General features: G+C 74.0%; 13 protein-coding genes. 5 read left to right on the top strand and 8 right to left on the bottom strand.

Annotation, left to right across the window (positions count from 1 at the left end; genetic code table 11):
- Positions 1-36: 36 nt before the first annotated feature.
- The 3 genes from AC069K_RS15640 to AC069K_RS15630 form a co-directional block, all read right to left on the bottom strand.
- A complete protein-coding gene (locus AC069K_RS15640; protein WP_101387801.1) occupies positions 37-615 on the bottom strand; it encodes a TerD family protein in 579 nt (192 codons plus the stop codon).
- A 118-nt stretch (positions 616-733) separates the two neighbouring features.
- Positions 734-2,860: an excinuclease ABC subunit UvrB gene (gene uvrB, locus AC069K_RS15635; RefSeq protein ID WP_478616225.1), complete on the bottom strand. Its 2,127-nt coding sequence runs from the start codon at positions 2,858-2,860 to the stop codon at positions 734-736.
- 84 nt (positions 2,861-2,944) lie between these two features.
- Positions 2,945-3,805: an MHYT domain-containing protein gene (locus AC069K_RS15630; protein WP_358837258.1), complete on the bottom strand. Its 861-nt coding sequence runs from the start codon at positions 3,803-3,805 to the stop codon at positions 2,945-2,947.
- A gap of 290 nt (positions 3,806-4,095) precedes the next feature.
- Between AC069K_RS15630 and AC069K_RS15625 the strand changes: the two genes are divergently transcribed.
- On the top strand, positions 4,096-4,674 hold the full coding sequence (locus tag AC069K_RS15625; RefSeq protein ID WP_478616221.1) for a methylated-DNA--[protein]-cysteine S-methyltransferase: 579 nt from the start codon (positions 4,096-4,098) through the stop codon (positions 4,672-4,674).
- Positions 4,675-4,715: 41 nt separating this feature from the next.
- On the opposite strand, the gene AC069K_RS15620 is transcribed toward AC069K_RS15625, so the two are convergent.
- The gene (locus AC069K_RS15620; protein ID WP_478616218.1) at positions 4,716-5,105 is read right to left on the bottom strand and encodes a cupin domain-containing protein; all 390 of its coding nucleotides are present in this window, start codon (positions 5,103-5,105) and stop codon (positions 4,716-4,718) included.
- A gap of 198 nt (positions 5,106-5,303) precedes the next feature.
- Between AC069K_RS15620 and AC069K_RS15615 the strand changes: the two genes are divergently transcribed.
- Both AC069K_RS15615 and AC069K_RS15610 read left to right on the top strand, forming a co-directional pair.
- Positions 5,304-6,209 carry a pseudouridine-5'-phosphate glycosidase gene (locus tag AC069K_RS15615; protein ID WP_358835913.1) on the top strand — a complete coding sequence of 302 codons (906 nt, stop codon included), beginning with the start codon at positions 5,304-5,306 and terminating at the stop codon, positions 6,207-6,209.
- Positions 6,206-7,141, top strand: coding sequence for a carbohydrate kinase family protein (locus AC069K_RS15610; RefSeq protein WP_478616215.1), 936 nt, complete (start codon positions 6,206-6,208; stop codon positions 7,139-7,141). Before AC069K_RS15615 ends, AC069K_RS15610 begins: the two co-directional genes overlap by 4 nt.
- Before the next feature lie 22 nt (positions 7,142-7,163).
- On the opposite strand, the gene AC069K_RS15605 is transcribed toward AC069K_RS15610, so the two are convergent.
- Both AC069K_RS15605 and AC069K_RS15600 read right to left on the bottom strand, forming a co-directional pair.
- Positions 7,164-7,805 (bottom strand): nucleoside/nucleotide kinase family protein, encoded by a 642-nt coding sequence (locus AC069K_RS15605; protein ID WP_478616212.1) that lies wholly within the window; start codon positions 7,803-7,805, stop codon positions 7,164-7,166.
- Positions 7,806-7,863: 58 nt separating this feature from the next.
- Positions 7,864-8,523 carry a winged helix-turn-helix transcriptional regulator gene (locus AC069K_RS15600; RefSeq protein WP_478616209.1) on the bottom strand — a complete coding sequence of 220 codons (660 nt, stop codon included), beginning with the start codon at positions 8,521-8,523 and terminating at the stop codon, positions 7,864-7,866.
- A gap of 129 nt (positions 8,524-8,652) precedes the next feature.
- Between AC069K_RS15600 and AC069K_RS15595 the strand changes: the two genes are divergently transcribed.
- Entirely contained in the window at positions 8,653-9,864 is a 1,212-nt protein-coding gene (locus AC069K_RS15595) for a pyridoxal phosphate-dependent aminotransferase (RefSeq protein ID WP_478616206.1), read from the top strand.
- A gap of 89 nt (positions 9,865-9,953) precedes the next feature.
- The gene (locus tag AC069K_RS15590; protein ID WP_478616712.1) at positions 9,954-10,607 is read left to right on the top strand and encodes a DUF2293 domain-containing protein; all 654 of its coding nucleotides are present in this window, start codon (positions 9,954-9,956) and stop codon (positions 10,605-10,607) included.
- Between the two features lie 19 nt (positions 10,608-10,626).
- Here AC069K_RS15590 and AC069K_RS15585 read toward each other — a convergent pair whose 3' ends face one another.
- Positions 10,627-11,850, bottom strand: a complete 1,224-nt coding sequence (locus AC069K_RS15585) for an SWIM zinc finger family protein (protein ID WP_478616203.1) — start codon at positions 11,848-11,850, stop codon at positions 10,627-10,629.
- Between the two features lie 124 nt (positions 11,851-11,974).
- Positions 11,975-14,803 (bottom strand): DEAD/DEAH box helicase, encoded by a 2,829-nt coding sequence (locus tag AC069K_RS15580; protein ID WP_478616200.1) that lies wholly within the window; start codon positions 14,801-14,803, stop codon positions 11,975-11,977.
- Positions 14,804-14,894: the final 91 nt, after the last annotated feature.

Below are 14,894 nucleotides of genomic sequence, written 5' to 3'. Positions count from 1 at the left end.
GCCGTGATGGGCCGGTGGTGCCTGCGGGAGCCGCGTCTACAGGTGCGGCAGGATCGCCGGCATCAGGTCCTGGAAGGTGCGGCCGTTGGACGGGTTGCCGATGGCGGTCATCTGCCAGCCGGCGCCCGCGCGGTGCACCTTCGCCATGATCTGCGCGGTGTACTGGCCGCCGCCGTCCAGCGTGTAGCGCGCCAGCTCCTGGCCGTTGGTCTCGTCGACGATGCGGCAGAACGCGTTCTGCACTTCCTGGAACGTCTGGCCGGTGAAGGAGTTCACCGTGAAGACGATCTGGTCGATGTGGACCGGGACCCGCTGGAGGTCGACGAGGATCGACTCGTCGTCGCCGCCCTGGCCCGCGCCGCCCACCAGGTTGTCGCCGGTGTGGCGCACCGAGCCGTCGTCGCTGACGAGGTGGCGGAAGAACACCACGTCCACCGGCTGCTTGTCGGCGAAGAGCACCGCCGACGCGTCCAGGTCGATCTCCCGGGTGCGCGAGCCGAACAGGCCGCGGCGCGGCGCCGCCTGCCAGCCGAGCCCCATCCGCACCGCGGTCAGGGTGCCGCCACCCTGCTTCTCCAGGCTGATGGCCTGGCCCTTGGTCAGATTGACCGTCACGCGCTGTCCCCTCTCCGCATTCCTACGTTCTCGGCCCCGACCCTACGCAGTGGCGCGATGTGCGCCACCGCGCGGGGCGGATTTGTGTCGGTCTTGCAACACACCGGGGCCTGGACGGTCAGGCCTGACCCGCCTCCCGCATCTGGCGCAACTCCTTCTTCAGCTCCCCGACTTCGTCGCGCAACCGTGCGGCGATCTCGAACTGGAGCTCGGCGGCGGCGGCGCGCATCCGCTCGGTCATCTCCTCGATCTGCTCGGCGAGTTCGGCCGCGGGGCGGTCGGTGAGGACCGCGCCTCCCTTGCCCGCCTTGGCCTTGGCCGCCTTGGCGCCGAGCGCGGGCACCGGCGCCTTGGCGCTCTTGCCGTCCTTGGCCTTGCGGTAGCCGGAGCCGAGCAACTGCTCGGTGTCGACCTCCTCGCGCGCGATGGTCGCGACGATGTCGTTGATCTTCTTCCGCAGCGGCTGCGGGTCGATGCCGCGCTCCTTGTTGTACGCGACCTGCTTCTCCCGGCGGCGGTTGGTCTCCTCGATGGCCTTCTCCATCGCCGGGGTGATCTTGTCGGCGTACATGTGGACCTGGCCGGAGACGTTGCGCGCCGCGCGGCCGATGGTCTGGATCAGCGAGGTGCCCGAGCGCAGGAAGCCCTCCTTGTCGGCGTCGAGGATGGCGACCAGCGACACCTCGGGCAGGTCCAGGCCCTCCCGGAGGAGGTTGATGCCGACGAGCACGTCGTACTCGCCCGCCCGCAGCTCGCGCAGCAGCTCCACCCGGCGCAGGGTGTCGACGTCGCTGTGCAGGTACCGCACCTGGATGCCCATCTCCAGGAAGTAGTCGGTCAGGTCCTCGGCCATCTTCTTGGTGAGGGTGGTGACCAGGACGCGCTCGTCCTTCTCGGTGCGCTTGCGGATCTCGTGCACCAGGTCGTCGATCTGGCCCTCGGTGGGCTTGACCACGACCTCGGGGTCGACCAGGCCGGTGGGGCGGATGATCTGCTCCACGAAGCCGTCGCCGCGCGACAGCTCGTACTTGCCGGGGGTCGCGGAGAGGTAGACGGTCTGGCCGACGCGGCCCAGGAACTCCTCCCACTTCAGCGGCCGGTTGTCCATCGCGGAGGGCAGCCGGAAGCCGTGGTCGACCAGGGTGCGCTTGCGGGAGGCGTCGCCCTCGTACATCGCGCCGATCTGGGGGACGGTCACGTGCGACTCGTCGAGGACGAGCAGGAAGTCGTCCGGGAAGTAGTCGAGCAGGGTGTTGGGCGCGGTGCCGGGCTCGCGGCCGTCGAAGTGCATCGAGTAGTTCTCGACGCCCGAGCAGCTGCCGATCTGGCGCAGCATCTCGATGTCGTAGGTGGTGCGCATCCGCAGCCGCTGGGCCTCCAGGAGCTTGCCCTGCTTCTCCAGCTCGGCCAGGCGCTGCTCCAGCTCCTGCTCGATGCCGGTGACCGCCTTCTCCATGCGCTCGGGTCCCGCCACGTAGTGGCTGGCGGGGAAGACGTACAGCTCCCGGTCCTCGCTGATGATCTCGCCGGTCAGCGGGTGGAGGGTGGACAGCGCCTCGATCTCGTCGCCGAACATCTCGATGCGGACGGCCAGCTCCTCGTAGACCGGGAAGATCTCGATGGTGTCGCCGCGCACCCGGAACGTGCCGCGCGCGAAGGCGACATCGTTGCGGGTGTACTGGATGTCGACGAAGCGGCGCAGCAGCTGGTCGCGGTCGATCTCCTCGCCGACCTTCAGCTGCACCATCCGGTCCACGTACTCCTGCGGCGTACCCAGGCCGTAGATGCACGAGACGGAGGCCACCACGATCACGTCGCGGCGGGTCAGCAGCGAGTTGGTGGCCGAGTGGCGCAGCCGCTCGACCTCCTCGTTGATCGAGGAGTCCTTCTCGATGTACGTGTCCGACTGCGGGACGTACGCCTCGGGCTGGTAGTAGTCGTAGTACGAGACGAAGTACTCGACGGCGTTGTTGGGCAGGAGCTCGCGGAACTCGTTCGCCAGCTGGGCCGCCAGCGTCTTGTTCGGCGCCATGACCAGCGTGGGGCGCTGGAGCTTCTCGATCATCCAGGCAGTCGTCGCCGACTTTCCGGTGCCGGTCGCGCCGAGCAGGACGACATCCTTCTCACCTGCGCGGATGCGCCGCTCCAGCTCGGCGATGGCCGCCGGCTGGTCGCCGCTGGGCTGGTAGGGGCTGACGACCTCGAAAGGCGCCACCGTACGTTCGATCTTGGAAACGGGCCGCATGCAACCACCGTACGACCCCCCACTGACAGTCGGGCGGGATCGGCCCGTCGGCGGGGGCGCGGGCGGGGTGCCCGCGGCCCCGGATCACCAGTCGTGCGGGGACGAGGAGCCCTCGCCGGGCCGGTGCGGGGCGGCCCACTGGGTGCGCTCGGGGAAGGACGGCAGGTGGCGGGGGACGGGCGCGGGGCGGGGCGGCCGCTTCTCCCACTCGGGCCTGCCCATCACCACGAGGGGGTCGAACATCACGACGACGCCGGCGAGCACCAGGAAGGCCACGGGACCGATCAGCATCGGTGCCAGCACGGTGGCCGGGGACTCCCCGGTGGCGGTGCCCGCGCCCTCGTGCAGATGGACGCTGAGCGCGGCCATGCCCGTGTAGTGCATCCCGCTCACGGCCAGGCCCATGACGACGCTGGCGCCCAGGCTGGCGAGGAAGCCCCGGACCGAGACGGCCGCCCACAGCGCGGCGGTGGCGGCGACGACCGCGATCACCACGGAGAGGCTGACGGTGAGGGTGTTGTACGCGAACTCACCGTGCAGGCGAATTCCGGCCATCCCGAGGTAGTGCATCGACGCCACCCCGAGCCCGGTGATGGTCCCGCCGGTGACCAGCGCCATGGGGGTGGCGCCCCGGTAGCCGACGATGAAGATGCCGATGCCGACCATGACGACGGCGAGGCCGAGACTGGCGAACGTGATCGGCCGGTCGTAGCCGAGCACCTCCTGGCGGACCGAGAAGCCCATCATCGCGATGAAGTGCATGGTCCATATGCCGGAGCCTATGGAGGTGGCCCCGAGTGCCAGCCAGAGCGCCCTGAAGGGCCGGTCGGCCCGTAGGGACCTGGCCGTGCAGCGCAGCCCGAGCGCGCCGCCCAGGCAGGCCATGAGGAACGCCACTACCGGCGTGACGAGGCCGTAGGTGAAGCCGTCGACCGTCCCGTGCATATCGTGTGCCCTTCACCCCGTACCGACTACCGACTGAAGAGGCCCACTGCTGTCGCGGAGGCCCTGGTTTCGGGGCGACATTAAGGCGCGCCGAGCGCCAGGCAAACATTTTCGCGCCAGTTTGTCGACACCTTGAACCCGAGGGGCTCATTCTCCGTGGTTTCCCGGTCGCGAACGGACCCGTCCGATGGACGGCCCACGGCCCTCCGGTGGCCGGACGGACCGGTGCCCGGGGCCGGTCCGTCCGGTCACCGGAGGGCGTTGTCAGTGGCGGGCCGTACGGTGACGGCATGGACAGCGACGAGCGGTTCGAGGGGCCCCTGCCGGGGCCCGGGCGGGTGGAGTGGGCGGTCGTGGGCAGCGACATCGGCCCGCTGCTCCTGGCCGCGACCGACCAGGGGCTGGTGAGCGTGGTCTTCCACGCCGGGGAGGCGGTCAGGGACCGGGCTCTGCGGGCCCTGGCGGCCCGGCTGGGGGCCGAACCGTCCCCGGCCCGCCCCGACCGGCCGGGCCCGCTCGCCGAGCCCATACGGCAGCTCCGGGCGTACTTCGCGGGAGACCTGCGCACCTTCGCGCTGCCGTTGGACTGGTCGCTGTCCTCCGGCTTCAACCGCCAGGTGCTCCGCGAGCTGGAGGCGACCGTTCCGTACGGGACGGTGGTGGGGTACGGCGACCTCGCCGACCGGGTCGGCCAGCCCCGGGCGGCGCAGGCGGTGGGCGCCGCGATGGGGTCCAATCCGCTGCCCGTGGTGGTGCCCTGCCACCGGGTGGTGGAGAGCGACGGCGGGTTGGGCGGGTTCGGCGGCGGCCTGGAGACCAAACGGCGGCTGCTCGCCCTGGAAGGGGTGCTGCCGCAGCCGCTGTTCTGAGCGCTCCGGGGCGAGCCCCCGGCCGGCGCGGGCCCCGGGGGTCAGAGGCTGATGTGGTACGCCTTGCGCAGCGTCTCGTGGACGGTCCAGGTCGTCCGGTCGCCCTCGCGCAGCACGCACGCGTCGCCGGGCCCGAGTTCCAGCGTGTCGCCGCCCGCCACCTCGACGGTCGCCCGCCCGCTGACCACCACGAAGAGCTCGTTGGCCTCGGTGTCGGTCACCACACCGGGGGTGATCTGCCAGATGCCGCGCACCTGCGTGCCGTCGGGCGACTCCCAGAGCACCTTGCCGGTGACCTCGGGGGCGCCGGAGACGATCTGGCCGGGGTCCAGCGGCTCGGGCTCCAGCTCGGCGTCCGGGATGTGGACCACGAAGGAGGCTGGTGCGAGGGCGTCGGCGGAAGGGGTCGCGAGGGGGTCATGGGTCGTCATGGCGCGCCAATCTAGCCAGCCGCCGCGGAGTCCTCGACGCCGCCTCTGGCCGGAACGGCCCGCCGGGAGCAGACTCCGGGTGAGTGGGTCGCGGGGGCGGGCCCCGTGGGCCCTCGTGGCCGCCGCCTCCGCGCGCCTCGCACAGGTGATCGCCCCGGGGACGTTTACGCGGTGCGCGGGCGCGCCAGGGATGGGGGCATGTCCTACGACGACGTACTCAAGGTGTCCGCCGAGGTGCGGGAGGCCCTGGCCCAGGGGCGTCCCGTGGTCGCTCTGGAGTCCACGATCATCGCGCACGGACTGCCGCGCCCGCGCAATCTGCGGGTGGCGACGGAGCTGGAGGAGCTGGTCCGGGAGCGGGGCGGCGTCCCCGCCACGGTGGCGGTGCTGGACGGGCGGCCCCATGTCGGCCTGGACAAGGACCAGTTGGAGCGGGTCGCGGGCGGCGGTCTGCGCAAGCTGGGCCACCGCGACCTGCCGATGGCGCTGGCCACGGGCGCGAGCGGGGCCACCACCGTCTCCGCGACCGCCTATCTGGCGCACTGGGCGGACATCCGCGTCTTCGCCACCGGCGGGCTCGGCGGTGTCCACCGCGGCTGGACCGAGACCCAGGACGAGTCCGCGGACCTCCAGCTCCTGGCCCGTACACCCGTCGCGGTGGTCTGCGCGGGGGTGAAGTCGATCCTCGACGTGCCCGCGACGCTCCAGCGGCTGGAGACCCTGGGGATCGGGGTGGTCGGCTACGGCACGGACCGCTTCCCCGGCTTCTATCTGGCCGACTCCGGCGAGCCGGTCGACTGGACGGTGCACACCCCGCAGGAGGTCGCCGACGTCCTGCGGTCCCATGAGGCGATCGGCCCCGACTCGGCGCTGATCGTGGCCAATCCGGTCCCGGAGGCCGAGCAGCTCGATCCGGAGCTGCACGACCGGGTGCTGGGCGAGGCCCTGGCCGCCTGCCGCGAGCAGGGCGTCACGGGCCAGGCCGTCACCCCGTTCCTGCTCGACCATCTGGTGCGGCACACCGGCGGGGCGTCGCTGGAGGCGAACGTGGCGGCGGTGCGCGGCAACGTACGGCTGGCCGCGGCCATCGCCGCGGCGCTGTGAGCGACGTGCCGTCCGGGCCGGCCGTCCCGCCCCGGGGCCTCCTGGTCGTCGGGGACGTGGTGACCGACGTCGTCGCCCGCCACCGGGGGCCACTGGCTCCGGCCACGGACACGGCGGCCGAGATCCGCACGGTCCCGGGCGGCGCCGGGGCCAACGCGGCCTGCTGGGCGGCCCGTTCGGGCTGCGCGGACGTGCGGGTCCTGGGCCGGGTCGGGAGGGACGCGCTGGCCTGGCACGAACGGCTGCTGCGGCAGGCGGGCGTACGGCCGCTGCTGGTGGCGGATCCGGGGGCGCCGACCGCCACCGTGGTCTCGCTCGTCGACACCGCGACCGCCGAGCGCACCTTCCTCACCGACAGCGGCGCCGTGCTGCGCATATCCCCCGTCGACTGGGACCCGGCCTTTTTGGACGGCGTCGGCCGGCTGCACCTCTCGGGCTATCTGTTCTTCGCCGACGCGAGCCGCGCACTGGCCCTCGCGGCGTGCCGCTCGGCGCTGGAGGCCGGGATTCCGGTGAGCCTGGACCCGGCGTCTGCGGGGTTCCTGGCCGAGCTGGGCACCGAGCGGTTCCTGGCGGCGGCCGACGGCGTGGAGGCGCTGCTGCCCAACGCCGACGAGGCGAGGCTGCTCAGCGGCGTCGCCGGGCCGGAGGGCGCGGCGGCCGCGTTGAGCCGCAGGTTCCCGCTGGTCGCGGTGACGCTCGGGGCGGCCGGGGCGCTGGTGGCGGTGGGCGGCGAGGTGGTCGCCCGGGTGGCCGCTCCGGCGCCCGGCACGGCCGCCGTGGACTCCACGGGCGCGGGCGACGCCTTCACGGGCGCCTTCCTCGCCGCCCTCCTGGCGGGCGCGGGCCCGGTCGAGGCGGCCGGGGCCGGGTGCCGGGCGGGCGCGCGGGCGGTGACGGTGGTGGGCGGCCGGCCGCCCCCGCGCGACTGACCGCCCCTGCGCGACCGATCCGCTAGCGGCCGGCGCCGTCCCAGGCCGGGTGCCTCGGGTCGTCGGCGCGCACGACGACATCGGCGCTCTCGGCGGGCCGCACCTCCTCCTCGTACCGCTCGAACGCGGGGAGCGTCCACCGGTCCCGCTCCGGCGTGCGCCGCCGCAGCGCGCCCGGCGAGAGACGGACGTGGACGGTGAGGTCGAAGGGGAACCAGCGCCCCAGGAGCAGCGGCCCGTGCACCACCAGCACGCCCCCCTTGGGCAGGACCCGATAGCCGCTGCGCGTCGCCCGGTCGGTCACCGGGTCCCAGAGGTCGGGCAGCACCCGGCCGCTGCCCCGGGCCTCCAGCGGGTCGAACACCTCCCGCCACAGGGCCGCCGTGTCGAACCAGCCGTCGGCGTACGTGTCCGGGTCCTCGCGGCCGTACTCGAAACGCAGCGAGGCGGGCCGCAGGAATCCCTCGGTGGACAGGACGAGCACCGAACGCCCCCGCACGCGCAGCGCCTCGGCCAGCGACTGCGCCAGCTCGCCGGGCCGGGCCGCGGGCGCGCCGTCGACGCCGACGCGCAGCCAGGGGCCGCCGCCCTCGGAGAGCGCGTCCACGGCCCGTTCCGCCAGGGCCTCGGTCAGCCGTTCCCAGGTGATCGCTTCGAGTCGCACGCCTCCATGATGCGGTCCGCTCCGGCGCACGCGGCGGCCGCCCGGAGTGCGACCGCGCTCACGCGCCCCGCAGTGCCGCCGCGACGGGCCCCTCGCCCGCCACCTCGATCCGCCCGTCCTTGACGCCCTCCTCGACCGTCAGCGTCCCCTCCGCGAGCGCGCGGCAGGTGTCGGCGTCCAGGACGAGCCGGGCGTCGGCGTCCGGTGCCGGCCCCTCCCCGTACACCGGACCACCGGTCCCGTCTGCCTCGCCTCCATCGGTCCGGACGTGGAACTCGCCCTCGTCCAGGCGTACGTCGAGGACCGCCGGGCCGTGCGGGAGGCGGCGCAGCAGCGGGATCAGCGGGATCGCGAACCAGTGCGCCCGCACGGCGTCGGTGGGCCGGCGCTCGGCGAGGTCCGGCGCACCCCAGGCGGCCAGCGCGGTCAGCACGGGCAGCAACGCGCGTCCGCGCGCGGTCAGTTCGTACACCGTCGCGGCCGCCGGCGGGGGCAGCTTGCGGCGGGTCGCCAGCTCCTCGCGCTCCATGTCCTTGAGGCGGGAGGCCAGCACGTCCGTGGAGACGCCGGGGAGATCCGCGTGCAGATCCGTATAACGACGCGGTCCCGCGAGGAGTTCCCGGACGATCAGCAGCGTCCACCGGTCCCCGACCGCGTCGAGGGCGCGGGCGGCGGCGCAGTACTGGTCGTAGCTTCGACGGCGTGGCTGACGTGGCATACGACGCAGTCTAGACAACATGTTGGACTTTCCAAGCTCCCACTTGGTAAAACCAAGTGACGCAATTCGAGTGACGCAGGACAGGCGAGTCACGCCAGAGGAATCTGGGCACCCCGGGAGGGCCACGGCATGGAGTTCCGGCAGTCGAGCAAGCTGAGCGAGGTCTGTTACGAGATCCGCGGCCCGGTCATCGAGCACGCCAACGCGCTGGAGGAGGCGGGCCACAGCGTGCTGCGCCTCAACACCGGCAACCCGGCGCTCTTCGGCTTCGAGGCACCGGAGGAGATCCTCCAGGACATGATCCGGATGCTGCCGCGTGCGCACGGCTACACGGACTCGCGCGGCATCCTCTCGGCCCGCCGCGCCGTCGCCCAGCGCTACCAGGCGATGGGCCTGCCGGACGTCTCCGTCGACGACGTCTTCCTCGGCAACGGCGTCTCCGAACTGGTCTCCATGGCCGTGCAGGCGCTCCTGGAGGACGGGGACGAAGTCCTCATCCCCGCGCCGGACTTCCCACTCTGGACGGCCGTCACCAAGCTCGCGGGCGGCCGGGCCGTCCACTACCTCTGCGACGAGTCCGCCGACTGGTACCCCGACCTCGACGACATGGCGTCGAAGATCACCGACCGCACCCGGGCCGTCGTCATCATCAACCCCAACAACCCCACGGGCGCGGTGTATCCGAAGGAGATCATCGAGGGCATCCTCGACCTGGCCCGCCGCCACCAGCTGATGGTGTTCGCCGACGAGATCTACGACCAGATCGTCTACGACGACGCCGTCGCCCACTGTGCCGCGGCCCTCGCTCCCGACCTGGTCGTCCTCACCTTCAGCGGGCTGTCCAAGACGTACCGTGTCGCGGGGTTCCGTTCCGGCTGGCTGGTCGTCAGCGGCCCGCAGCAGCACGCCAGGAACTACCTGGAGGGGCTGACCATGCTCGCCTCCATGCGGCTGTGCCCCAACGCGCCCGCCCAGTACGCCATCCAGGCCGCGCTCGGCGGCCGCCAGTCCATCAAGGAACTGACCGCGCCGGGCGGGCGGCTGCACGAGCAGCGCGACCGGGCCTGGGAGAAGCTGAACGAGATCCCCGGCGTGTCCTGTGTGAAGCCGAAGGGCGCCCTGTACGCGTTCCCCCGGATCGACCCCAAGGTTCACCCGATCGAAGACGACGAGAAGTTCGTCCTTGACCTGCTGCTGCGGGAGAAGATCCAGGTGGTGCAGGGGACGGGCTTCAACTGGCCGCGCTCGGACCACTTCCGGATCCTGACCCTGCCGCGCGCCGACGACCTGGACGCGGCCATCAGCCGGATCGGGCGCTTCCTCAGCGGATACCGCCAGTGAGCACCGCCGTGCCCGGCACGGTTTGGCCGGGCGCTCACTGAGGGATCGAGGAGAGGGGAGCCGGGGGGCGCGCGCGAGGGAGGCGGCCCATTCTCGTCATAGAACCCCGAAGGCGGCACCGCTGCGCCGACTGCGACCGGGGCCCGCTCCCCCGGCTGGTCCTGGACACGGGCGCCCCCCGCTGCCTGGACTGCGCCGACCTCGGGCACCTGGTGTTCCTGCCACGCGGCGACACGGCCCTGACGCGCCGTGCCCGCGAGGAGAGCACGCTCTCGGCCGTCGTGGTCCGCTTCCACCGCCGACGGCGCCGCTACGAGCGCCGGGGCGTACTCGTCGAGGAGGCGGCGCTCACCGCCGCCGAGGAGCGCTGCCTGGCCGACGCGGAGGCCCGCGCACGCCGCCGCGCCCGCGACGCGCTCCGACGCGCCGCCGAGGACGTCCGCCTCACCGCGGCCCTGGAGGCCGAGATCCTGCGCCTGTTCCCCGGCTGCCCACCCGAGCGGGCCCATGACATCGCGGTCCACGCCTCGGTGCGCGGCAGCGGCCGGGTCGGCCGCACCGCTGCGGGCCGCGCCCTGGACGAGGAGGCGGTGACGGCGGCGGTCCGCGCCTCCGTACGCCACCTGGACACGCCCTACGACGAACTCCTGATGTCCAGGGTGCCCCGCAACCGGGCACGGGCGCGGGTGGCGACACGGGTCGCGGGGGTGCTGGAGGGGTGGGCGGTGGGCAGGGAACGATGACCCGCGTGCGCCGACACCGTCATCGCGTGAGCGCCGCCACCGGGTCCGTCGCCGGTATCCCCCGGGGCCACCAGTCCTCCCTCCCCGGGTCGGACTCGTACACGTACCAGAGGCCGTCGCGGCCGTAGCGGAGCTGGGTGGCGGCGGTGGAGAGGTGGTTGCGCCAGGGGCGGAAGCCGGGGTGGCCGGCGGCCGTCAGGGCGGGGCGGGCGCGGTCGAACGGGCCCGCCGGTGGGTCCCAGGGGGCTTCCAGGACGGCGAGCGCCGCCGGTCCGCCCTGGCGCCAGGCGGACACCGCTCGGGCCAGGTCGGTCGGTGTGCGGCCGGTGGCGCGGGACAGCGCCGCGTACAGCGCCCGGGTCGTGGAGGTCACGCCGGAGCCGGGGTGCGCCGCCGCGAGGCGGACCGCGTCCTGCCAGGTCGACAGGGGCGCGATCGGGTCCTGGCCGGTGGTCAGCAGGGTGTGCGCCCGGGCCGCCGCCTCCGTCGCCAGCAGGTCGAGCGCGAGCGGGTCGGGGGCGCCCTGGAGGGTGGGGAAGGCCGGCGGATGGCCCGCGCGCGCCGGGTGCGGGAAGGGGGGCGGCAGCTCGGGCCGTGTGCCGGACCGGACCGCCTCCCGGGCGGCGACGGTGGGCAGTTCGGGGGCGGGCGTCCGCCGCTCCACGGCCGACAGGGCGGTGTTGCGGCGGGCCAGCGCGGCGAGCGTCTCCTGCTCGCCCCGGCCGCGCATCAGCAGCAGGACGAACGGGTCCTCGTCGAGGAGCCGGGCCGTCTGGTAGCAGAGCGCCGCCGCGTGCTTGCACGGATAGCCGTCGTCGGGGCAGGAGCAGTCCGGAACTAGGTCGCCGGAGGCGGGCAGCAGGTCGACCTGGTCGGCGAGGGTGTGCGGGAGGTCCTTGTCGAGCAGCGCCGCGATGTGGGAGGGGTTCCGCGCGGCCGTGTCGAGGAAGTCCTCCCACGCCCGGTCGGGCAGGGTGCGCAGGCGCAGTTCCGTCCGGTACGGGCGGGGGCGGGAGCCGTGCACGTACGCGGTGATGCGGCCGGGCGTGACGGTGATCGCGTCCACATGGCCCGCCTCCGCGTATCTGCGGCCGCGGGCCAGCCGGGCCGGGTCGAGGGCGAGGCTCTCCAACGCGTCGATCCAGGCGCCGCCCCACCAGGTGCCGGTCCGCTCCGACCGGGCACCCAGGGCCGGGAACGTGCGGCGGCGGTCGTCGTACCGGGTCGCCGGGAGCGGGCTCATACGGGCCTCCTTCCGGGGGCGGGGCGGTCGGAGCCGGGCGCGGGGTGCCCGGCTGCCCGGTGGCCGTGGGTGCGCGCGGGGGCGCCTGTCGTGGGCGCGGGCCGGTCGGGGCGCGGGTATCCGTTCACGCGCTCCTCCGCAGGGAGATGAGGTCCGCCAGCTCGCGGTCGGTGAGCTCGGTCAGGGCGCTCTCGCCCGAGCCCAGGACGGCGTCCGCCAGCGCGCGTTTCGCGGCGAGCATCTCCGCGATGCGGTCCTCCACGGTGCCCTCGGCGATCAGACGGTGGACCTGCACCGGCTGGGTCTGGCCGATACGGTAGGCGCGGTCGGTGGCCTGCTCCTCCACGGCCGGGTTCCACCAGCGGTCGTAGTGGACGACATGGCCCGCGCGGGTGAGGTTGAGGCCGGTGCCGGCCGCCTTCAGGGAGAGGATGAAGACGGGGACCTCGCCGGACTGGAACGCGTCCACCAGCCGGTCCCGCTCCGCCACCGGCGTCCCGCCGTGCAGGAGCTGGGAGGGGACTCCGCGCGCGGTGAGGTGCGCGGAGAGCAGCCGGGCCATCGACACGTACTGGGTGAAGACCAGGACCGAGCCGTCCTCGGCGAGGATCGTGTCGAGCAGCTCGTCGAGGAGGGTGAGCTTGCCGGAGCGGGCGTGCAGCCGGGGCGCCGTCTCCTTCAGGTACTGCGCGGGGTGGTTGCAGATCTGCTTGAGGGCCGTCAACAGCTTCATGACGAGGGCGCGGCGGGCGATGCCCTCGGCGGCCTCGACCTGGGCCATGGCCTCCCGGACGACCGCCTCGTAGAGCGAGGCCTGTTCGCGGGTGAGCGGGACGGGGTGGTCGGTCTCCGTCTTGGGCGGCAGCTCGGGCACGATGCCCGGGTCGGACTTCTTCCTTCGCAGGAGGAAGGGGCGGACCAGCCGGGCCAGCCGCTCGGCCGCCTGCGCGTCCTCGCCGTTCTCCACCGCGCGCGCGTGGCGGGCGCGGAACGACTTCAGCGGGCCCAGCAGCCCGGGAGTCGTCCAGTCGAGCAGGGCCCACAGCTCGGAGAGGTTGTTCTCGACCGGTGTGCCGGTGAGGGCGATCCGCGCGGGCGCCGGGATGGTGCGCAGGGCCTTCGCCGTCGCCGAGAACGGGTTCTTGACGTGCTGCGCCTCGTCCGCGACGACCATTCCCCAGGTGTGCGCGGCCAGTTGGGGTGCGCTGCCGCGCATCGTGCCGTACGTGGTGAGGACGAAGCCGCCCTCCGTGTCGGCGAGGCTCCGGTCGCTGCCGTGGAAGCGCCGCACGGGAACGCCCGGGGCGAACCGGGCGATCTCCCGCTGCCAGTTGCCGAGCAGCGAGGCCGGGCAGACCACCAGGGTCGGCTCGGGACGCGCGCGCCGCAGATGGAGCGCGATCACGGTGATCGTCTTGCCCAGGCCCATGTCGTCCGCGAGGCAGCCGCCGAGGCCGAGCGAGGTCATCAGGTCCAGCCAGGCGAGGCCGCGCAGCTGGTAGTCGCGCAGGGTGGCGTCCAGGCCGGGGGGCTGGACCGCGGCCCGCGGACCCTGGGTGAGGCGGTCGCGCAGCACGGCCAGCGCGCCGGTCGGCACCGCCTCCACCGTCTCGCCGTCGACCTCGGCGGTGCCGGTGAGCGCGACGGACAGCGCGTCCACGGGGTCGAGCAGCCCCAGGTCGCGCTTGCGCGCCCTGCGTACGAGGTCGGGGTCGGCCACCACCCACTGGCCGCGCAGCCGCACGATCGGGCGGTGGGCCTCGGCCAGCGTGTCCATCTCGGACTGGCTGAGCGGTTCGCCGCCGAGCGCCAGCTCCCAGTTGAAGGCGAGCAGCTCCCCGGCGTCGAAGAACGCGGTGCCGTCGGTCGCCGAGCCCGGCGCGGGGCGGACGACAGCGGTGGCGCTCAGGGTGCGGGCCAGCTCGCGCGGCCAGTGCACGGCGACGCCCGCCGCGTCCAGGCGGGTCGCGGCGGAGCCGAGCAGGTCGTACAGCTCGCTCTCGGTGAGCGCCAGCACGTCCGGCACCGGCCGCTCCAGGAGCAGCCCCAGCGGCGGCCACACCCGCGCGGCCCGGCGCAGCGCGAGGAGGGCGTCGATCCGCGCGCGCGGTCCGAACGCCTCGGGCCGCCGCCCCTCCCACAGCTCGGCCGCGTCGACGACCAGGGTGGGGTCGGCGAGGCTGTGGACCTGGACGATCGCGGAGCCCGCGCGCCGGGCGTCCTCCTCGTCGCCGCTGTCGAACAGCCCGTACCCGGACAGGTCCAGGCGCAGGGAGACCCGCACGCCCGCGTCCATGCCCGCCGCCGCCTCGGCCGCCCAGACGCGCGCGCCGGGCAGGTGCTGGGGCGCGGCCGCCGCGAACGCCGGGCCCACCGCGTGGGCGGCGGCCGGGGTGCGCGGCAGGCCGTCCGCCACCGCGTCCAGGAACGCGCGCACGAGCGCCTCGGGGTCGGGCAGCCGCAGCGGGCCCCGGCCCGGCACCGGCACTCCGTACGCCTCGTACGGCATGGCGGCGGCGATGGCGCGGAGCTGGGCGATGTCGTCGGCGTCCAGCGGGCCGGCCCGCCAGGCGTCGTGGTCGGTGCCGGTCAGGCCGGGCAGCAGCCTGCCGCGCGCGACCAGGTGCAGGGCGTGCAGCGCGGCGGCGCCCCAGCAGGCGGCCGCGGGGTGAGCGGCGGGGTGGTGCCGGGCCCGGACGAGCAGGGGCAGGGCCTCGGTGACGGGCAGCAGACGGGCCATGACGACACGCCGTGCGGCGCCGCCGCCGTGGCGCCGCACCACGGTCAGCTCGGCGACCTCCCCCGCGCCGTCCTCCTCGCCGGGCAGTGGGCCGCCCGCCGGGTCCCAGAAGGCGACCTTGCCCTCGCGGGGCAGCCCCGCGGGCAGGAACACCGCCGCCGCGGACACACCGGGCCGCGCCGTGGGCGGCGGCGTCCGCTCGGATTGCGTCATGTCAGGTCACCTCCCCTCGTGCGCAGGGCCGTGGATCAGCGCGTCGTCCGCGACTGCTCTACGACCTTACGGGCGGGGTCTGACAATCGGG

The organism is Streptomyces sp. NPDC043908 (genome assembly GCF_056435525.1).
The sequence above is the reverse complement of the archived record's forward strand: the minus strand, read 5'-3'. Positions and strand labels throughout refer to the sequence as shown.